The following is an 18,798-nucleotide window of genomic DNA, read 5'->3' on the forward strand; positions in this document are numbered from 1 at the left end:
TCCGTTGCGGTTGGCAGGCAATAAGTGACATAATAAATATATCTATGTGGTGATCCGATCGATCCAGATGCGCCCCATAAAAAACCGGAGCCTGTTGCCAGGCTCCGGTTTTTCTCATCGGTGGGCAGAGGTACTGCACCGATCAGTCAGGACAGAGTGATCAGTCACGAACATAGATGACTTCAACGCCATCATCTTCGTCATCATCCCAGTCTTCCTCATCGAGCCCTTCATCGAAGGCCATGGAGGCGGCCAGCGCTTCGGCTTCGGCTTGGGCCAGCTGGTTCTTGTGGTAGTCATCCCACTTGAACTCCACCTTCTCGATGGCGTCCCTGGCATCTTCCGCCAGTTGACGAGGCATGGTATCCAGCAGATCCAGGATGTCGTAGCACACCTTCTTGGTGCCTTCCTTGCTGATGGCGGAGATCTGGTAGACAGGACCTTCGTAGGCCAGCGCCGTCTTGACGCGCTCCATCACTTCGACCGCCTCTTCTTCCAGGATCAGATCCATCTTGTTGAACACCAACCAGCGCGGCTTGCCAGCCAGCTCAGGGCTGTATTTTTCCAGCTCCTTGACGATTGTCACGGCGTTCTCGGCAGGATCCGAGTCATCGACCGGGCAGATATCGACCAGGTGGATCAAGACCCGGCAGCGCTCGAGATGCTTGAGGAAGCGGATACCCAGGCCAGCACCTTCGGCGGCACCTTCGATCAGACCCGGAATGTCGGCTATCACGAAGGAGCGGGAGTTCTCGCCACGCACCACACCCAGGTTCGGCACCAGAGTAGTGAAGGGGTAATCGGCTACCTTGGGACGGGCGGCGGACACGGCACGGATAAAGGTGGACTTGCCAGCATTGGGCAGACCCAGCATGCCGACATCGGCCAGCAGCAGCAGTTCCAGCTTCAGAGTACGCACTTCACCCGGCGTACCGCTGCTCTTCTGGCGCGGCGCCCGGTTGACGGAGCTCTTGAAACGGGTGTTGCCCAGACCGTGGAAGCCACCTTTGGCAACCAGCAGCTTCTGGCCGTGGTGGGTCAGATCACCCAGCAGTTCGCCTGTGTCTTCATCGCTGGCACGAGTACCGACCGGCACACGCAGTATCCTGTCCTTGCCGCGACGGCCGGTACAGTTGGCGCTCTGGCCATTCTCACCGCGCTCGGCCGCATGGAAACGCTCGAAACGGTAGTCGATCAGGGTATTCAGGTTTTCGTCGGCAATCAGATAGACATCGCCACCGTCACCACCGTCACCACCATCCGGGCCGCCGTTCGGGATGTACTTTTCACGGCGAAAGCTCACACAACCGTTACCACCGTCACCGGCATCGACTCGAATCTGGACTTCATCAACAAACTTCATAGGTAACCGTCACCTTAATTCGAAAAACCGATACGCAATTATAGTGGTACAGGCCCCTGCGGGCGATACGCATCTTAGCGATGAATGCCCCGCGCAACACCAGGCACATCTACGTTCCGTTTTTTCGTAAACTGCGTCAGAAAAACAAAAGCCCCGCCTGTTGGCGGGGCTTCGGATCCTTGCGGTCCGTAATTACTCAGCAACGATGCTAACGTACTTACGATTCAGCGGACCTTTAACTTCGAACAGGATCTTGCCAGTCGCTTTCGCGTACAGGGTGTGATCCGTGCCCAGACCAACGTTGGTGCCAGCGTGGAACTTGGTACCACGTTGACGAACGATGATGCTGCCTGCCAGAACTGTTTCGCCGCCGAAACGCTTAACGCCAAGGCGTTTAGCTTCAGAATCGCGACCGTTGCGGGATGAACCGCCAGCTTTTTTGTGTGCCATTTATCGGACTCCTCTAATTAAGCGCTGATGCCAGTGATTTTGACTTCAGTGAACCACTGACGGTGGCCCGCTTGCTTACGATGGTGCTTACGACGACGGAACTTGACGATAGTCACTTTCTCGCCACGGCCGTGAGCCACAACTTCAGCTACAACCTTGCCACCTTCAACGAAAGGAGCACCTACTTTAAAAGTGTCGCCTGCAGCAACCATCAGAACTTCATTGAAGTCGATAGTAGCGCCAGTCTCAACGTTCAGCTTTTCCAGACGAACGATTTGACCTTCGGCCACACGGTGTTGTTTTCCGCCGCTTTGGAATACCGCGTACATTTGATTAACTCCGTAAAGGCGTGTCTTTTGGTCAAGGCCAGACACGCGCAAAAACCTATAACAATGGGCCGGCATTCTACGCAAATCGATTTGCTCAGGCAAGGCCAATTTAGCAAAAAGTTTATTTTGTGCGCATATCTGCCGCCGTGAATAAACGCTTAACTGTAACCCATTGTGAAATCGTGTAGAATCCCCGCCATTACTAAAACCGCAGTTATTGCTGCCGTCACGTTACGAGACTTATGGACCAACAGACTATCCGTGCGCTCTGTGCTGCCGACATGACGGCGGTGAATGAACTGATCCTGGCGAGACTTCAGTCCGATGTCAGCCTGATCAACCAGCTGGGTTTCTATATTGTCAGTGCAGGCGGGAAACGGATGCGCCCCATGCTGACAGTGATGGCCGCCCGCGCACTGGGATACGAAGGTCAGGATCATCTCAAACTCGCCGCCATCATCGAATTCATTCATACCTCTACCCTGCTGCACGACGACGTGGTCGACGAATCCGACCTGCGCCGTGGCCGGGAGACCGCCAATGCGCTGTTTGGCAATGCTGCCAGCGTGCTGGTCGGCGACTACCTCTACAGCCGCTCCTTCCAGATGATGAGCGAGCTTTCCAACCTGCGAGTGATGGAGATCCTGTCGGATGCCACCAACACCATCGCAGAGGGGGAAGTGTTGCAGCTGATGAACTGCAACGATCCGGACACCACGGAACAGAGCTACATGACGGTCATCTACTGCAAGACCGCCAAACTGTTCGAGGCCGCCACTCGCCTCGCGGCCGTGCTGACCCATCAGCCCGAGCCCGTCGAGCAGGCCATGACCGACTACGGCAAGTATCTGGGCACAGCATTCCAGATCATCGATGACGTCATGGACTACTGCTCCCAAAGCGATGAGATGGGCAAGAACGTCGGTGACGATCTGGCCGAAGGCAAACCGACCCTGCCGCTGCTGCGGGCCATGGAAGTGGGCTCACCCGAAGAGCGCCAGTTGGTACGTGATGCCATCGAGCACCGCAACGGCATGGAGCATCTCGACCAGATTCTCGGGATTCTCGACCGCACCGGTGCGCTGGAATACTCACGCATGCGAGCCCGCGAAGAGGCTGACAAGGCCATTGCCGCTCTCGCCATCCTGCCGGACTCCCAGCACAAGCAGGCGCTGGAAACCCTGGCCCAGATGGCGGTACAACGCAGCGCCTGAGTCAACGACTCCTGCTTGCTGAATAAAAAAGAGGCCTCGGGCCTCTTTTTTATTGTCTGCGTTGCAATGGAACTCAGAGCCAGCCACATGATTCAGTGACCGAGCATCCAGAGGATGACGGCGCCCGCCACCACCAGAGATCCACCGATACGGCGCAGTTGTTCCGGTGGCTGTTCGCTCAGCAGCCGCAACATTTGTTGCCAGGCTTTAGGCATCAGCAAGGGGCCAAGTCCTTCAAACAGCAATAGCAGCCCCAATCCCATTAAAATGGATGTCAGCATCCCCTCTCCTTGCACAAAAAAGCCGCCCGTATCGGCGGTTGGTCTCATGCCATAAAGCAAAAGGGCCTGAATCATCAGGCCCTTTGGTCTTATGCTTGTCTCTTACTGCTTGGCGCCGTGAGGAGATTTGAGGTAGCGGAAGAACTCGCTGTCTGGTTTGAGCACCATCAGGTCGTTACCACCGGCAAAACTCTTGCGATAGGCCTCCATGCTACGCACGAAGCTGAAAAACTCGGGGTCTTTCTTGTAGCTGTCGGCATAGATTTTGGCGGCTTCGGCATCACCTTCACCACGCAGCTGACGCGCATTACTCTCGGCATCGGCGATCATGACGGTCACTTTGCGGTCGATGTCAGCTCGCAGGATTTCAGCCTGCTCGCGACCCTGGGAGCGATGCTCACGGGCTACCGCATTACGTTCGGCACGCATCCGCTGATAGATGGAGTTGGAGACCTCGACCGGCAGGTTGATCTGCTTGATCCGCACGTCTACCACTCTGATGCCGAGCTCGGAGGAGCGCGCCATCTTCATCAGGGCATCTTCCATCACGGTACTGCGCTCACCGGAGACGATGTCCTTGATGGTGCGGTTACCGATCTCGGAACGCAGACCGTTGTTGATCTTGCGCTTGAGCAGGTCTTCAGCCTGGATCTTGTTGCCACCACCCGTTGCCAGGTAGTACCGGGAGAAATCCTCGATCTTCCACTTCACGTAGGAGTCGATGATGAGATCTTTCTTCTCGGAGGTCACGAAACGGTCAGCCTGGCTGTCGATAGTCTGGATGCGAGCATCCATCTTGCGAACCTGATCGATGAAGGGCACCTTGAAGTGCAGGCCCGGCTCATAGAGCCGAGCTTCACCGGATTCAACCCGCTTCACCTTGCCAAACTGCACCACTATCCCTTTCTGCCCTTCATCAACAACAAAGATGGAGGAGAAGCAGACCATGGCAGCCACAGCGATGACACCAATAGCTATTTTTTTCATCTATTAGTTTCTCCCTGAGCTGAAGCGATCACCGCTACGCAGCGGAGTCGGAGTGGAGTTTGCACCGTCATTGGTGACCGGTGCCGCATCGGCGGCAGTCACTGCACTGGCAGATCGCGCAGGCGAGACGGCATTGGCTTGACCAGACAGCTTGTCGAGAGGCAGATAGATCATGCTGTTGTTACCATCAGGCATGTCGACCAGCACCTTGTTGGCCTGTTGATAGAGCTCTTCCATGGTTTCCAGGTAGATACGCTCACGAGTCAAGTCAGGCGCGGCCTGGTACTGGGGCAACAGCTCGTTGAAACGGGCAACTTCACCCTTAGCCTTCAGCACAATCTGGGACTTGTAACCTTCGGCTTCCTGTTCCAGCCGCTTGACAGTACCACGTGCTTTTGGCTCGACTTCACGGGCATAGGCTTCCGCTTCACGAATGAAGCGCTGCTCATCTTCCTGGGCGGAGATGGCATCATCGAAGGCGTCTTTAACCTCTTCTGGCGGACGAGCCGGCAAGAAGTTGACGTCGACAATCTGCAAACCCATCTGATAAGGCGTGACTATCTTTTCGATGCCATCCCAGGTTTCACGACGAACTTGCTCACGCCCTGTGGTCAAAATATCATCCATACGGGTATGGCCGACGACATAGCGCAGTGAACTGTCGGTAGCCTGGCCCAGACTCTCTTCAGCATTGGTCACGCTGAACAGATACTGTTCGGGATCGACGACTCGGTACTGCACGTCCATCTCGACCCGCACCACGTTTTCATCCTGAGTCAGCATAAAGCCTGAAGCAGGCAGAGAACGCACTGACTCCACATCCACCGGGATCACCCGATCGATGAAGGTCGGCTTCCAGCGCAAGCCGGGCTCTACGTTGTGAGAGTACTCGCCAAAACGCAGAATAACCCCTCGTTCAGCTTCGCGAATGGTGTAGAAGCCGCTGACGACCCACACCACCACAGCGATCACCAAGGCGATAGAGAGACCGAAACGGCCCATCTCGCCACCTGACTTGCCACCACCCAGCAAACCACCAAAACGGCGGCTTACCTTGCGCAACATTTCGTCCAGATCAGGGGGTCCCTGATTCTTGCCGTTGTTCCCCCAAGGGTCACGGTCTTTGCCGTTGTTTCCAGGCTCATTCCAAGCCATCAGCATCTCCATTAATACAAGCGGATGGATATCACCTCTATCTGATCATCAATCGTTGATGAAGCCTGTAAGCATTCATCTTCATCCACGACTCAATGCCTGATAAAGCGTTGTAAATTCTCGCCTTCCTGTTTCACGAGGCGGTTCCAGTCGGCCAATTGCAGCCGAACTTGCAACACAAAATCCCCCTCCTCGCTGAAACCTTCCTGCTCAATGCCTTTGAGACGATAGAGCGCACTTCGCAATCTGGCGGCCGAAGGGGGCAACTGCAAGGTGTGATGCACCATGGATCCGGCCAGCAACTCGGTCAGGGCCGTAAACAGGTATTCACAACCTTCACCGCTCTGGGCAGACAACCAGAGCCGCACCGGGCGCCCCTCATCATCCCGCTCCAGACCTGCCGGACGATCCGCCAGCTTGTCTATCTTGTTACAGATCATCAACTGGGGTCGGTCATCGGCCTCAATTTCGGCCAACACTTGCTGTACCGACTCGATATTTTCTTGCATCTGTTCGTCGGCACAGTCCACCACGTGCAGCAACAAGTCCGCTTCGCGGGTCTCCTGCAGCGTCGCTTTGAAGGCCGCGACCAGATCATGGGGCAAGTGTCGAATAAATCCAACTGTATCCGCCAAAATCACATCACCCACATCCCGGATCACCAATTTACGCAAGGTGGGATCCAGTGTTGCGAACAATTGGTCGGCAGCATACACGCTGGCAGCTGTAAGTTGGTTGAACAAAGTGGACTTTCCGGCGTTGGTGTAACCAACCAGTGATACGGTCGGCACCTCATTGCGGTTACGGGCACGACGGCCCTGTTCCCGCTGTTTGGCCACTTTGTCGAGCCGACGCAAAATCGCCTTGATGCGCTCACGCAACAGGCGACGGTCGGTTTCCAGCTGGGTTTCACCCGGGCCGCGCAGACCGATCCCGCCCTTCTGACGTTCAAGGTGGGTCCAGCCTCGCACCAGGCGAGTAGAAAGATGGCGTAACTGGGCAAGTTCGACTTGCAACTTGCCTTCGTGGGTTCGGGCGCGCTGGGCAAAGATATCCAGGATCAGGCCGGTTCTGTCCACGACACGACACTGGAACAGGCGTTCCAGATTGCGTTCCTGGGCAGGGGTCAGGGCATGGTTGAAGATCACCACGTCTGCGCCCAACATCTGCACCTGGGACGCGATCTCTTCAGCCTTGCCGCTGCCGACAAAGAGTTTGGCGCTGGGTGCACTGCGGTTGGTGGTCACCACCCCCAATGCATTGACGCCAGCCGAGCTCACCAACATCTTGAGCTCTTCCAGATCCTCCCGCTCACCCTCATCACTGAAGTTGACGTGCACCAGAACGGCCTGTTCGCCGGCTTCATAACGGTCAAACAAGCGCTTGCTCCTTGACAGGAATCATGACGAATCTGAATTGGCGAGTCGTCTCGCCTCGAGATATCACGCTTCAGCTTCACCCTGTTCTTCGCCAGCTGCGCCAGGGACGTGCTGGTGATGGTTGACGGCGCGGGCCGGCACCACGGTGGAAATGGCGTGCTTGTAGACCATCTGGCTCACGGTGTTCTTCAGCAAAATGACAAACTGGTCAAACGATTCGATCTGACCCTGCAGTTTGATGCCGTTCACCAAATAAATAGAAACAGGAATCCGCTCACGGCGCAGCGCATTCAAAAACGGGTCTTGGAGAGATTGCCCCTTAGCCATCTTCTTTTCCTTATAGTTTGTTGTTTTTAAACACCGGATATCAATATAACAACCTGATTATACAGGAGTGTCAAGCCACTCCGGCACGGGCAACGACCCTTGCCAGATTGCCAGACTCACCAGATTCCAGCCAGGTGACTTCAGGCCAACCGCGCAACCAGGTCATTTGACGCTTGGCCAACTGGCGGGTGGCAACAATACCGCGATAGCGCATCTCATCATACTCCACTTCCCCTGCCAGGTAGTCCCACATTTGGCGGTAGCCAACGCAGCGAATAGCTGGCAGGTCGGGGGTGAGATCGCCTCGTTCATAAAGCGCACGCACCTCTTGCTCGAAGCCGCTTTGCAACATCTTGTCAAAGCGCTGTTCGATGCGCTTGTGCAACAGGGCGCGATCACTCGGGGCAATGGCAAACTGGTGCACCCGATATGGCAACCCTTCCCCCTGCACCTGGGTCAGCTCGGTCAGGGTCTTGCCACTGATGCGATACACCTCCAAGGCCCGGCTAAGACGCTGCGGATCATTGGGATGAATGCGCGCGCCGGCGACCGGATCGATCCGCACCAGCTCATCGTGCAGCGCCTGCCAGCCGAGGCGTGCTGCCTCCTCTTCCAGCTCGGCGCGAATGGCCGGATCGGCGGATGGCAGCGGAGAAAGTCCCTCCAGCAATGCCTTGAAATAGAGCATTGTGCCCCCCACCAGCAGCGGAATGCGGCCACGGGCGACAATATCGTTCATCTCCCGCAGGGCATCGCGGCAAAAGTCGGCGGCCGAATAGCTCAGGGCAGGATCGATAATATCGATCAACTTGTGGGGAGCCAGAGCCAACTCTTGCGCCGTTGGCTTGGCAGTCCCTATATCCATGCCGCGATAGATAAGCGCAGAGTCCACGCTGATGATGTCGCAAGGCAGGGTTTGGCACAGGGCGATGGCGAGATCCGTCTTGCCGGAGGCCGTTGGCCCCATCAAAAAAATTGCATTCGGCAAGTCAGCCACGTTCAAATTCCTCGATCAGATTTAGCAGCGACAGCGAGCACATCACGGGCTTATTGCCAGACTGTGTGTTGGAACAAGCACTCGGCAACTCAGCCACCATCTGCAAACGCCTCCAGTACTGTCGTCAGCGACACGGGGCGCACCATGCGAATATCTGCCAATTGGTCACTGAAATCGGCCACAAGTTCCGTCAGCAAGCGATTGGCTGTTGAAAAATCGTATATTTTTTCGTGGCTTATCCCCTGCTCAACCAGCCATTGGCATAATACTTCAGCCAGCTGGCTCGCATCACTGTCAGATCCGCTCTCGATAATTTGCAACAATTCGGGTAATAGCCGCACCAGATCGGTCTGGCGCAGCAAGGCTGGCACCCGAGTCAGGATCATGGTGTCACGCCCCCCGCTTTTCAACTCCAGCCCCATCCGTTTGAGCAAACGTTCCTGCTCTTCAACCAGCGCTCTCAGGTTTTTCGGCAGCTTGAACAAAACTGGCAGCAACAGGGGTTGCGCAGCGAGCCCCTGGCCCCAGGCTTCCAGCAACCAGTTGCGCAGCAGCAGGCGTTCGGCCCGCACCAGGGAGAGCAGCGCCAGCTGGCCATCTCGCACCAGCAACAGATAGGCCTGCTCCACCAGAGTGAGTGCCTGCCAGACTCCAGGCGCTGTCTGAGCTGCGGCCTTGGGCACCATTGCAGCGGTAGCGGATGCAGCGGACGCGGGCCCGGCACCGGGCAAGGCGGTGAGCAGTGCGCCCATGCCCCGCATCGCCTCCCGGCTGGGTGGCTCCGGCGGTTGGTAGTTGCCGGCACGCGCCGCGCCCCCTTCTCGCACTTCATTTGTCGAGGCAGGAGCCCGATAGCTGTGCTCGGCACCATACCACTCGGGACGAGGCGCCTGCCCTGGGTATTCAATCTGCCCGCTGACAGGCAGCTCGACCAGGGTTTCGGCCAGCGGCTCTTCCTGATGAGCGGCGCTGACCCCTTCGCGGCGCAGCGCAGTAAACAGCGCCTGAAAGATAAAGTCGTGGATCAGCCGCGCCTGATGAAAGCGCACCTCGTGCTTGGCAGGATGGACGTTCACATCCACCTGGTGGGGATCCAGCTCGATATAGAGCACATAGGCGGCGAAGCGGTCGGTGGGCAGCAGCTCGTCATAGGCCTGGCGGATGGCATGATTGATGAGCTTGTCGCGCATCATGCGACCGTTGACATAGGTGTATTGCAGATCGTTCTGCGGTCTGGCCCCCTCAGGCAGCGCCAGCCACCCCCACAGACGTACGTCGCTATGTTCGCTCTCTACCGCCAGCGCATGGTGCATGAAGGGGGTGCCACAAACGGCGGCGAGCCGGCGCTCCTGCTCCGGCACCGTATTGGCGGCCTTGTACTGGCGCATTACCTTGCCGTTGTGACGCAGGATCAGGGTGACATCGAAACGGGAAAGCGCAATGCGGCGTACCAGCTCATCGATATGGGCAAATTCGGTCTTTTCACTGCGCATGAACTTGCGCCGCGCCGGGGTATTGAAGAAGAGATCCACCACTTCCACTGTGGTGCCCACCGGGTGGGCCGCCGGTTTGACGGTGACGTCCATCTCTCGCCCTTCCGCCTGTGCCTGCCAGGCTTCGGACTGCTCCTGGGTGCGGGAGGTAAATGTGAGACGAGAGACAGAGCTGATGGAAGCAAGCGCCTCGCCGCGAAAGCCCAGGCTGCAGATCCCTTCCAGATCATCCAGGGTCGCCACCTTAGAGGTGGCGTGGCGCGACAGTGCCAGCACCAGCTCGTCTTTGGCGACGCCGCAGCCGTTGTCACGGATGCGGATCAGCTTGGCACCGCCCTTGTCGATGTCGATCTCGACCCGGTCGGCGCCCGCGTCCAGGCTGTTTTCCACCAGCTCTTTCACCACAGAAGAGGGCCGCTCCACCACCTCTCCGGCTGCAATCTGGTTGGCCAGGATAGGGGGTAATATACGGATCGGCATCACTTACTCCTGAATTTCAATCTTGCGATGGTATACGCCAACACGGGGTGCGGCATCGCCAGCTCCCGCGCGTCAGTTTTGGGGAATGTAGAGCACCTGCCCTACCTGGATATCCCGCGACTTGAGCTTGTTTATCTCCACCAGCCGCGCCTGACTCACCCCATTCTTCTCGGCAAGGCGGGAGAGACTCTCGCCCCGCTTGACCACATGGCGGATCATCTGCGACTTGTCGTCACTGCGAACGGGGGCGGCACTGCGGCTCTGTCCCTGCAGGGGGATATAGATTGTCTGGCCAATCTGAATATCCCGGCTGCGCAGCTGGTTGATTTCAACCAATGTGGACTGACTCACTCCATGCCTCTCGGCAAGGCGGGAGAGGCTCTCGCCCCGTTTGACCACATGGCGGAGCATCCGCGATTTGTCATAGTCGCCCACATTACTGACCGGCGCACCTGTCTCTTGCGCTGCCGCCGAGTAAGGCTTGATCACCCCGGCTCCGGAGCTGGTCGCAGCACCACCGTCGCGGGCAGTGGCTGGCATCTTGTTGGTCACGACCGGCTGCGACTGTACTTGCCTGGGCTGGCTCACCGACTGCTGGGCCACAGGCGCAGGGCGAGTGGTAGCTGCCGGCCGACTGGCCTGTCCCTTGCCAGTCAGCATGGCGCCCTTGGTCGGATGAGCGCGGTAGTAATTGCGGATCCCCTCGAAGATGGCACGGGCCAGCTTGTCTTGATAGGCAGGAGTAGCCAGCAGCTTCTCTTCCGCATGGTTGGAGATAAAACCTGTCTCTACCAGCACGGAGGGAATGTCCGGGGCTTTCAGCACGGCCAGACTGGCATGCTCCGGCGCCTTTTTGTGCAATCTGGCCACCTTGCCCATGGAGCGCAGGATCTGGCGGCTGACGTCATAGCCCTCGGCACGGGACTTGTCCATGGAGAGATCGAGGAAGGTCTGTGCCAGATAGGGATTCGGGTCGGATTCGGCCAATACCTTGCCTACCCCGCCCAGCAGTTCCCCCTGTTTCTCCTGCTTCTCCAGCCAGCTGCCCATCTCGCGGTTGGCACGGTTGGTAGACAGCACCCAGACAGAAGCGCCGCGCGGCGTCGAGTTGTGGAAGCTGTCCGCGTGGACGGAGACCAGCAGATCCGCCTTGGCCTTGCGGGCAATTTCGGAGCGCTTGTTCAGATCCACGAAGTAGTCCCCGCGGCGAGTCAGCACGGCGCGCATGCCGGGTTCCCTGTCAATGAGTGCCGCCAGCTTCTGGGATACCGCCAGGGTAACTCGCTTCTCATAGGTGCGACGGGGGCCGATGGAGCCCGGATCTTCCCCGCCGTGGCCCGGATCGATGGCGATCACCACCCCCTTGCCCTTGCCCCCCACAGGAGTGGCTTGCACGGCGGCGGCAGAGCGTTTCTCTTCATAAGGCAGGTCTATCACCAACCGGTGGCCATAGGGGCCTGCCGGCGCCAGCGGAAATACCACGGGTTTGATGGTGGAACTGAGATCCAGCACCAGCCGCAGTCCACCCTTCTCCAACGGCGAGCTCTCGCGGATCTTGCGCACCAGCTCGCTGTTGTTCCCGATACTGGCCAGATTGGCGACGTTGTTCGCCCCTTTGAGGTCGATCACCAGTCGATCCGGGCCGGTCAGGGTGAAGTAGTTGTAATTGGGAGCACTGCTCATGTCGAGCACCACCCGGGTGTTATCCGGCGATGGCCATACCCGCACACTCTTGAGCTGATTCGCCCAGGAGGGTAAGGCCATCAGAGAGAGGGCAATAACAAGGATCAAGCGCACGTAGATGACAACCGTTCCAGAATGGCTTCGCCAATAGCAGTGCGGGCTTCTATCAGAGCCTCACGCTGCTCGTTTACATAAGTCAGGGTAATGTCCAGATCGGGCGCCGGCAGCCAGCCTTCCCCCTTCTCCGGCCACTCCACCAGGCAGAGGGTATTGGCAGCAAAGTAGTCCCGGATCCCCATGAACTCCAGCTCTTCCGGATCAGCCAGACGATAGAGATCGAAGTGATAAACCTGCCAATCGGCCAGTTCATAGGGTTCAACCAGGGTATAGGTCGGGCTCTTGACCTTGCCCTGATGCCCCAGCCCTTGCACCCAGCCACGGGTCAGGGTGGTTTTTCCGGCCCCTAGGGAGCCGTGCAAGAATACCGTGGTAGCCTGCAGGCAGGCATGTGCCAGACGGCCACCCAGTGCCACTGTTGCTGCCTCATCCGGCAGTGTCATCATCAACTGTTTTGCCATGTTCTTCTTTAACTTGTTATGGAGTCGGGATTAACCAGTCGACGGATAAAGGGCAGCAGGTCTGATGCCAGCATACCTCTCTCTCCGTCTGCGGCGGCCAGATCGGCCGCTTCCCCGTGGATCACGGCTGCCAGCCTGGTTGCCTCGACGGCAGACCAGCCCTGAGCCAACAGGGCGGCGATTATACCAGACAAGAGATCGCCCATGCCGCCACTGGCCATGCCGGGATTGCCCTCATTACAGAGCGCGATTTGCTTGCCGTCATCAATGAGCGACCCCGCGCCCTTGAGCAGCACTACGCCGCCAAAGCGTTGCTGCAGGCGCCGCACAGCGGCAAAGCGATCCGCTGCAATGTCGGCAATGGAGCAGCCCAGCAGGCGTGCCGCCTCACCCGGGTGAGGCGTGAGCACCCAATTATCCTGATGACGGGGACATAGCGCCAGCCAATTCAATCCATCGGCGTCCAATACCAGCGGCAAGCTGTCATTGACCAATAATTCAAAATGGCGCCGACCCCATTCGTCCTGACCGAGTCCCGGTCCCACCAGCCGCACCGAAGCCCAGTACTCATTCGTATCAACCACTGAGTTCATCAACTCGGCTTGATAGAGGCTGACGGGCCCATGACTCGGATGCTGGCACACCCGTACCAGACCCGCTCCCGCCCGCAGGCAGGCAAGACCCGCCAGTACTATGGCTCCCTGCATGCCCACATTGCCCCCTGCCAGCAGCACCTTGCCGTGGGAGCCCTTGTGAGCCGAGCGCTGGCGCGGGGTAAGCAGGTGTTTGAGGCCGGGATAATCGATCCGCTCCGCCGCCGCTTGCAGCGTCTCCTCTGGCATAACCCCGAGGGGATCGCAGTCGAGTTGGCCCACCCCATCCACACCATCGCTGGTAAGCATGCCCTGCTTGATGCCGATGAAGGTGAGGGTGCGAGTGGCACGCACCAGCGCCCCCATGGCGCAGCCGGTATCGGCATTGAGGCCGGAGGGCAGATCCACCGCCAACACAGGCGCGCCCAAGCGATTGATTGTTGCGACGATCTTTGTCAGAAGCGGCGATAGGTGGGTATGGACACCCGTGCCAAGCAGTGCATCTATCACCAGGTCCGGCGGCGGCAGTGAGTCCAGCTCGCTGGCGCCTGCCATCAGCACAGTCTCCCCCAGCGCCAGCCAGTCATCGGCGGCTCGCCTGGCATCCCCTTTCAGCTCGGCAGGCGCCCTGGCGGCGATCACCCTGGGTTCAAGGCCTATCTGTCTGGCGAGACGCGCCAGCACATAGCCATCTCCGCCGTTGTTGCCCGGGCCGACAAAGATCCACCAGCGGCGGCTCTGCGGCCAATGATGGGTGGCATAGGTACGCAGCGCCGCACCGGCACGCTCCATCAGGGCGTAGCGTTCCTGCCCTTCTCGCTCGGCCCAGCGCTGCTCCAGCGCGCGGATCTGTTCAGTCCGCCACAGTGATTGTGGTAAACTGCGCACCTCTTTCCCGCTGATAGCATCCCCGATGACCTTTACCATGACGGCTCCTGACTTTCATCCATTAGCCCTGGCTGAGACGCTTCGGGCACGCGATGCGACATGACCACATCTGACTTTTCACTGCCGGTTGACCCAGGACATCAAGCCTTTCGGACCAGATGCAGCATGACCATACCTGATTTTCACCGTCGATTGACTCTGGACATCAAGCCTGTGGGGCTCGATGCCGCATGACTACGCCTGATTTTCAGCAGTTGGCTCACGATATCAAGCTATGGGCAGGCGAGCTAGGATTTGACCAGGCCGGTATCACGGACACGGATCTTACCCTCGAGGAGCCCAGGCTGCAGGCCTGGCTGGATGCAGGCCATCACGGCAGCATGGACTACATGGCCCGACACGGCATGATGCGGGCCCGCCCCCATGAGCTGCTGCCGGGCACACTGCGGGTAGTGTCGGTGCGCATGAACTACCTCCCCTTCGAGGCGGGTTTTGCCGTCACCCTGCGCGATCCGACCCTCGGGTACATCAGCCGCTACGCTCTCGGCCGCGACTACCACAAGGTGCTGCGCAACCGCCTCAAGCAACTGGGGGAGCGGATCGAACAGCGTTGTCAGGCGCTGTTTCAAACCACCCAGGACACAATGGGAGAGTGGCGCCCCTTCGTCGACTCGGCACCCATACTGGAGCGGCCGCTGGCCGCCAAGGCGGGACTGGGCTGGGTCGGCAAGCATTCGCTACTGCTCAACGAATCGGCCGGTTCTTTCTTTTTTCTGGGGGAGCTGCTGCTCGCCCTGCCCCTGCCCATCGATGCCCCGGTGGAAAAAGAGCAGTGCGGCAAGTGCGTGGCCTGCATCAATATTTGCCCGACCGGTGCCATAGTCGCGCCCTATGTGGTGGATGGGCGCCGCTGCATCTCCTACCTCACCATAGAGAACGACGGTCCCATCCCGGAAGAGTTCAGGCCGCTCATGGGCAATCGCATCTATGGTTGTGACGACTGCCAGCTCATCTGCCCCTGGAATCGCTATGCAGATGCAAGCCCGGAACCCGACTTCAAAGCGCGCCCCAACCTGCACCGCCCGCCCCTGCTGGAGCTGTGGCGCTGGGCCGAGAGCGAATTTCTCAAGCACACTGAGGGGAGCCCGATCCGGCGCATCGGCTATCAACGCTGGCGCCGCAACCTGGCGGTGGCGCTTGGCAACGGCCCGGCTACACCAGAGGTGATCGCCGCCCTGCAACTGGCGCTCACCAGCGCCGAGCCCATGGTGGCCGAACACATAGAGTGGGCACTGACGACCCTGGCCAAACGCCAGCAGGATGACAACAAAAAGACACGCTTGCTGATCCGTTGCATCGAAAAAGGTCTGCCGGATCACGCATAAGCGATCTGCCCCTTGCCGGATGCACACCATTTTTTCATGCTCTGTCGGCGGTTAACCGTCGGCACCATAAGCACTATAAAAGGAACAATCTGATGCAGATGTTGGGAGTGGATATCGGTGGCTCAGGGATCAAGGGATGCCTGGTCGATACCGAAACAGGCGAGCTGATTGGCGAACGCCACCGTCTGGCAACACCGCAACCGGCTACCCCGGCTGCCGTGGCACATACCCTCAAGGCACTGGTAGAACACTTCCAATGGAAGGGCCCTGTGGGTTGCGGCTTTCCCGCCACCATCCACAACGGCATTGCCAAGAGCGCAGCCAACATCGACAAGAGCTGGATCGAGACCGATGCAGCACACCTGTTTTCGGATGTGACCGGCCTGCCCTGCCATGTGCTCAACGATGCCGATGCGGCGGGTCTGGCCGAGATGCGCTTTGGTGCCGGCAAGGATCGCAAGGGGATCATCATCCTCATCACTGTCGGTACTGGCATAGGTACAGCCGTGTTCGTCAACGGCCAGCTGCTGCCCAACACCGAGCTGGGTCACCTGATGCTGGAAGGCATGGTAGCCGAGCACTACTGCTCGGATGCGGTGCGCAAGCGGGAGGATCTCTCCTGGAGCCGCTGGGGAAAACGCTTCAACAAGTATTTGGCCAGACTGGAGTTTCTGTTCTCCCCCGACCTCTTTATCCTGGGGGGCGGCAGCTCAGCCAAGCTCGACAAATTCATCGATCGTATCGAGACCCGGGCGCCGCTGGTGGCAGCCGCCAGTCTCAATCAGGCTGGCATCATAGGGGCTGCCCTTCATGCGGCCGAACGCAGCGCCGAACAGCAGTAAGGCGGCATTCCCACTTTGGGCCAACACAAAAAGGCCACCGCGATAACGGTGGCCTTTTGGCTTCTTGTCACAAGAATGTGGTGGAGCTACGCGGGATCGAACCGCGGACCTCTTGCATGCCATGCAAGCGCTCTCCCAGCTGAGCTATAACCCCAAATTTCGGACTCAACAAATGGTTCTGGCGGCCATTTGTCGTAAATAGTGGTGGAGCTACGCGGGATCGAACCGCGGACCTCTTGCATGCCATGCAAGCGCTCTCCCAGCTGAGCTATAACCCCAAATTTCGTACTCAACAAATGGTTCTGGCGGCCATTTGCCGTAAATAGTGGTGGAGCTACGCGGGATCGAACCGCGGACCTCTTGCATGCCATGCAAGCGCTCTCCCAGCTGAGCTATAACCCCACAAAGGTCGGCCTGGGTGATACACACCGCACTGCCCTGGGTACTGCATTGCCAATTTGGAATCTGGTGGAGCTACGCGGGATCGAACCGCGGACCTCTTGCATGCCATGCAAGCGCTCTCCCAGCTGAGCTATAACCCCTTTGATTCCAGATTGTTCGAGGAGAATTTGGTGGAGCTACGCGGGATCGAACCGCGGACCTCTTGCATGCCATGCAAGCGCTCTCCCAGCTGAGCTATAACCCCAACCCACCTCGGCGCTGACGAAGTTATCTCCGGCAACGGAGGCGCATGATAGGCATCACCCGCTTTGCTGTCAACCCAAAAATAACGCCGACTGGCGCGTTTAGTCAAAATTCAATCAGTTAGCTGTTTTTACCGACAACACTGCCGCTATCTCGCTGTTTTATGTCACAAATCTGGTTAGCTGACAAAAACAAAGGGCTCCTCGCGGGAGCCCTTTATTGTCAGTGGAAGGCAATGTATCCGGCTGCCACCAGTCGCGGCAGCAGGCGACTTACTCGGCGGCCATGCGCGCTTCGATATACGCCAAAGCGCGGTCGATGCGAGCCAGCACCCGCTCCTTGCCCACCAGTGCCATCACGGCGTCGATACCCGGGGACTGACCCAGACCGGTCACGGCCACGCGCAGCGGCATGCCGACCTTGCCCATGCCCTGACCCAGCTCGGCGGCAGTGGCTTCAATCAGCTCGTGCAGCGCTTCGGTGGTCCAGGTGTCCAGCGCAGCCAGCTTGGCCTTGGCCAGGGTCAGCGGCTCGGCAGCGACGCCGCGCAGGTGCTTCTTGGCAGCCGCTTCGTCGATCGCTTCGTACTCTTCGAACAGATAGCGGCTCTGGGCGGCCATCTCTACCAGAGTGTTGCAGCGCTCGGCCAGCAGAGTGACAACTTCTGGCAGTGATGGGCCCTTGCTGGTGTCAATCTTCTGGTTTTCCATGTGCCAGGCCAGATGCTTGGCCACATAGGCCGGATCCAGGCTGCGCATGTAGTGGTTGTTCAGCCACAACAGCTTGTCGGTGTTGAATGCGGAGGCGGACTTGGAGATGGCATCCAGGCTGAACAGCTTGATCATCTCGTCCAGCGTGAAGATCTCCTGATCGCCGTGGGACCAGCCCAGACGCACCAGATAGTTCAGCAGCGCTTCCGGCAGGTAGCCGTCGTCGCGGTACTGCATCACGGAGACGGCGCCGTGGCGCTTGGAGAGCTTGGCACCGTCGTCGCCCAGGATCATGGAGACGTGGGCAAACTCCGGCACGGGCGCGTTCAGCGCCTTGTAGATGTTGATCTGGCGCGGGGTGTTGTTGATGTGGTCTTCGCCACGCACCACGTGGGTGATCTCCATGTCCCAGTCATCGACCACCACGCAGAAGTTGTAGGTCGGGGCGCCATCGGTACGGCGGATGATGAGATCGTCGAGCTCGGTGTTGGCGAACTCGATGCGGCCACGGACGTGGTCATCGAATACGACTGAACCTTCGGTCGGGTTGCGGAAGCGAATAACGTGCGGCGCATCGGCCGGGTGATCGTGGGCCGCATCACGGCACTTGCCGTCATAGCGGGGCTTCTCGCCGTTGGCCATCTGACCTTCGCGCAGCGCGTCCAGGCGCTCACGGGAGCAGTAGCACTTGTAGGCACGGCCATCGGTCAGCATCTCGTCGATGATGCCGTTGTAGCGGTCGAAACGCTTGGTCTGGTAGTAGGGGCCCTCATCCCAGTTCAGCTCCAGCCATTCCATGCCCTCAATGATGGCGTCGATCGCCTCCTGAGTGGAACGTTCCAGGTCGGTATCCTCAATACGCAGCACGAACTCACCGCCCTGGCTCTTTGCAAACAACCAGGAATAGAGTGCGGTACGGGCACCGCCGACATGCAAAAAGCCGGTCGGGCTGGGAGCAAAACGGGTTTTGACTTTCATCTTTAAGCCTTGTGTAGAGGGCCTTGGGCCAATTCGTTAGA

17 protein-coding genes and 5 tRNA genes are annotated in these 18,798 nt (G+C 58.7%); 3 read left to right on the forward strand and 19 right to left on the reverse strand.

Features of this window, described 5'->3' with window-relative positions; all coding sequences use genetic code 11:
- Nucleotides 1–160: 160 nt before the first annotated feature.
- From cgtA to rplU, 3 genes are all read right to left on the reverse strand, one after another.
- Entirely contained in the window at nt 161–1,363 is a 1,203-nt protein-coding gene (cgtA, locus tag GWQ27_RS01935) for an Obg family GTPase CgtA (RefSeq protein ID WP_005311680.1), read from the reverse strand.
- A 192-nt stretch (nt 1,364–1,555) separates the two neighbouring features.
- Nucleotides 1,556–1,813, reverse strand: a complete 258-nt coding sequence (gene rpmA / locus GWQ27_RS01940; RefSeq protein ID WP_005311678.1) for a 50S ribosomal protein L27 — start codon at nt 1,811–1,813, stop codon at nt 1,556–1,558.
- Between the two features lie 17 nt (nt 1,814–1,830).
- The gene (gene rplU, locus GWQ27_RS01945; protein ID WP_005304210.1) at nt 1,831–2,142 is read right to left on the reverse strand and encodes a 50S ribosomal protein L21; all 312 of its coding nucleotides are present in this window, start codon (nt 2,140–2,142) and stop codon (nt 1,831–1,833) included.
- A gap of 242 nt (nt 2,143–2,384) precedes the next feature.
- On the opposite strand from rplU, the gene ispB reads away from it, so the two are divergent.
- On the forward strand, nt 2,385–3,356 hold the full coding sequence (gene ispB, locus GWQ27_RS01950) for an octaprenyl diphosphate synthase (RefSeq protein WP_005311674.1): 972 nt from the start codon (nt 2,385–2,387) through the stop codon (nt 3,354–3,356).
- A 92-nt stretch (nt 3,357–3,448) separates the two neighbouring features.
- On the opposite strand, the gene GWQ27_RS01955 is transcribed toward ispB, so the two are convergent.
- From GWQ27_RS01955 to GWQ27_RS02000, 10 genes are all read right to left on the reverse strand, one after another.
- The gene (locus tag GWQ27_RS01955; protein ID WP_005311672.1) at nt 3,449–3,637 is read right to left on the reverse strand and encodes a DUF2065 family protein; all 189 of its coding nucleotides are present in this window, start codon (nt 3,635–3,637) and stop codon (nt 3,449–3,451) included.
- Nucleotides 3,638–3,739: 102 nt separating this feature from the next.
- Nucleotides 3,740–4,624: a protease modulator HflC gene (gene hflC, locus GWQ27_RS01960; RefSeq protein ID WP_021138371.1), complete on the reverse strand. Its 885-nt coding sequence runs from the start codon at nt 4,622–4,624 to the stop codon at nt 3,740–3,742.
- 3 nt (nt 4,625–4,627) lie between these two features.
- Nucleotides 4,628–5,779 carry an FtsH protease activity modulator HflK gene (gene hflK, locus GWQ27_RS01965; protein ID WP_021138372.1) on the reverse strand — a complete coding sequence of 384 codons (1,152 nt, stop codon included), beginning with the start codon at nt 5,777–5,779 and terminating at the stop codon, nt 4,628–4,630.
- A 92-nt stretch (nt 5,780–5,871) separates the two neighbouring features.
- A complete protein-coding gene (gene hflX, locus GWQ27_RS01970) occupies nt 5,872–7,158 on the reverse strand; it encodes a ribosome rescue GTPase HflX (RefSeq protein WP_111589258.1) in 1,287 nt (428 codons plus the stop codon).
- 63 nt (nt 7,159–7,221) lie between these two features.
- Nucleotides 7,222–7,485, reverse strand: a complete 264-nt coding sequence (gene hfq / locus GWQ27_RS01975; protein WP_005311664.1) for an RNA chaperone Hfq — start codon at nt 7,483–7,485, stop codon at nt 7,222–7,224.
- Between the two features lie 70 nt (nt 7,486–7,555).
- Nucleotides 7,556–8,473 (reverse strand): tRNA (adenosine(37)-N6)-dimethylallyltransferase MiaA, encoded by a 918-nt coding sequence (miaA, locus tag GWQ27_RS01980; RefSeq protein WP_080697378.1) that lies wholly within the window; start codon nt 8,471–8,473, stop codon nt 7,556–7,558.
- Between the two features lie 98 nt (nt 8,474–8,571).
- Nucleotides 8,572–10,455, reverse strand: a complete 1,884-nt coding sequence (gene mutL, locus GWQ27_RS01985) for a DNA mismatch repair endonuclease MutL (protein ID WP_275906551.1) — start codon at nt 10,453–10,455, stop codon at nt 8,572–8,574.
- 72 nt (nt 10,456–10,527) lie between these two features.
- Nucleotides 10,528–12,252, reverse strand: coding sequence for an N-acetylmuramoyl-L-alanine amidase (locus tag GWQ27_RS01990; protein ID WP_219593450.1), 1,725 nt, complete (start codon nt 12,250–12,252; stop codon nt 10,528–10,530).
- Nucleotides 12,243–12,716, reverse strand: a complete 474-nt coding sequence (gene tsaE / locus GWQ27_RS01995) for a tRNA (adenosine(37)-N6)-threonylcarbamoyltransferase complex ATPase subunit type 1 TsaE (RefSeq protein WP_005311656.1) — start codon at nt 12,714–12,716, stop codon at nt 12,243–12,245. The genes GWQ27_RS01990 and tsaE overlap by 10 nt, the downstream gene beginning before the upstream one ends.
- An 8-nt stretch (nt 12,717–12,724) precedes the next feature.
- The gene (locus GWQ27_RS02000) at nt 12,725–14,236 is read right to left on the reverse strand and encodes an NAD(P)H-hydrate dehydratase (RefSeq protein WP_275906552.1); all 1,512 of its coding nucleotides are present in this window, start codon (nt 14,234–14,236) and stop codon (nt 12,725–12,727) included.
- A gap of 191 nt (nt 14,237–14,427) precedes the next feature.
- Here GWQ27_RS02000 and queG point away from each other — a divergent pair, with 191 nt between their 5' ends.
- Both queG and GWQ27_RS02010 read left to right on the forward strand, forming a co-directional pair.
- Nucleotides 14,428–15,582, forward strand: coding sequence for a tRNA epoxyqueuosine(34) reductase QueG (gene queG, locus GWQ27_RS02005; RefSeq protein WP_275906553.1), 1,155 nt, complete (start codon nt 14,428–14,430; stop codon nt 15,580–15,582).
- A 92-nt stretch (nt 15,583–15,674) separates the two neighbouring features.
- Entirely contained in the window at nt 15,675–16,424 is a 750-nt protein-coding gene (locus GWQ27_RS02010; RefSeq protein ID WP_005311650.1) for a polyphosphate--glucose phosphotransferase, read from the forward strand.
- Between the two features lie 78 nt (nt 16,425–16,502).
- On the opposite strand, the gene GWQ27_RS02015 is transcribed toward GWQ27_RS02010, so the two are convergent.
- The 6 genes from GWQ27_RS02015 to gltX form a co-directional block, all read right to left on the reverse strand.
- Nucleotides 16,503–16,578: transfer RNA gene (locus GWQ27_RS02015), tRNA-Ala, on the reverse strand.
- A gap of 48 nt (nt 16,579–16,626) precedes the next feature.
- Nucleotides 16,627–16,702: transfer RNA gene (locus GWQ27_RS02020), tRNA-Ala, on the reverse strand.
- A 48-nt stretch (nt 16,703–16,750) separates the two neighbouring features.
- Nucleotides 16,751–16,826: transfer RNA gene (locus tag GWQ27_RS02025), tRNA-Ala, on the reverse strand.
- 64 nt (nt 16,827–16,890) lie between these two features.
- Nucleotides 16,891–16,966 (reverse strand) — tRNA-Ala (locus GWQ27_RS02030).
- Between the two features lie 28 nt (nt 16,967–16,994).
- Nucleotides 16,995–17,070 (reverse strand) — tRNA-Ala (locus GWQ27_RS02035).
- Nucleotides 17,071–17,341: 271 nt separating this feature from the next.
- Nucleotides 17,342–18,757, reverse strand: coding sequence for a glutamate--tRNA ligase (gene gltX / locus GWQ27_RS02040; RefSeq protein ID WP_125607077.1), 1,416 nt, complete (start codon nt 18,755–18,757; stop codon nt 17,342–17,344).
- Nucleotides 18,758–18,798 lie beyond the last annotated feature (41 nt).

This window comes from Aeromonas sp. 5HA1 (assembly GCF_029237245.1).
Lineage (GTDB): Bacteria > Pseudomonadota > Gammaproteobacteria > Enterobacterales > Aeromonadaceae > Aeromonas > Aeromonas salmonicida.

Bases quoted from the DNA above. Each gene is read 5' to 3' on its own strand.
- cgtA (WP_005311680.1), bottom strand. From the start codon at position 1,363: ATGAAGTTTGTTGATGAAGTCCAGATTCGAGTCGATGCCGGTGACGGT.
- rpmA (WP_005311678.1), bottom strand. From the start codon at position 1,813: ATGGCACACAAAAAAGCTGGCGGTTCATCCCGCAACGGTCGCGATTCT.
- rplU (WP_005304210.1), bottom strand. From the start codon at position 2,142: ATGTACGCGGTATTCCAAAGCGGCGGAAAACAACACCGTGTGGCCGAA.
- ispB (WP_005311674.1), top strand. From the start codon at position 2,385: ATGGACCAACAGACTATCCGTGCGCTCTGTGCTGCCGACATGACGGCG.
- GWQ27_RS01955 (WP_005311672.1), bottom strand. From the start codon at position 3,637: ATGCTGACATCCATTTTAATGGGATTGGGGCTGCTATTGCTGTTTGAA.
- hflC (WP_021138371.1), bottom strand. From the start codon at position 4,624: ATGAAAAAAATAGCTATTGGTGTCATCGCTGTGGCTGCCATGGTCTGC.
- hflK (WP_021138372.1), bottom strand. From the start codon at position 5,779: ATGGCTTGGAATGAGCCTGGAAACAACGGCAAAGACCGTGACCCTTGG.
- hfq (WP_005311664.1), bottom strand. From the start codon at position 7,485: ATGGCTAAGGGGCAATCTCTCCAAGACCCGTTTTTGAATGCGCTGCGC.
- mutL (WP_275906551.1), bottom strand. From the start codon at position 10,455: ATGCCGATCCGTATATTACCCCCTATCCTGGCCAACCAGATTGCAGCC.
- tsaE (WP_005311656.1), bottom strand. From the start codon at position 12,716: ATGGCAAAACAGTTGATGATGACACTGCCGGATGAGGCAGCAACAGTG.
- GWQ27_RS02000 (WP_275906552.1), bottom strand. From the start codon at position 14,236: ATGGTAAAGGTCATCGGGGATGCTATCAGCGGGAAAGAGGTGCGCAGT.
- queG (WP_275906553.1), top strand. From the start codon at position 14,428: ATGACTACGCCTGATTTTCAGCAGTTGGCTCACGATATCAAGCTATGG.
- GWQ27_RS02010 (WP_005311650.1), top strand. From the start codon at position 15,675: ATGCAGATGTTGGGAGTGGATATCGGTGGCTCAGGGATCAAGGGATGC.
- gltX (WP_125607077.1), bottom strand. From the start codon at position 18,757: ATGAAAGTCAAAACCCGTTTTGCTCCCAGCCCGACCGGCTTTTTGCAT.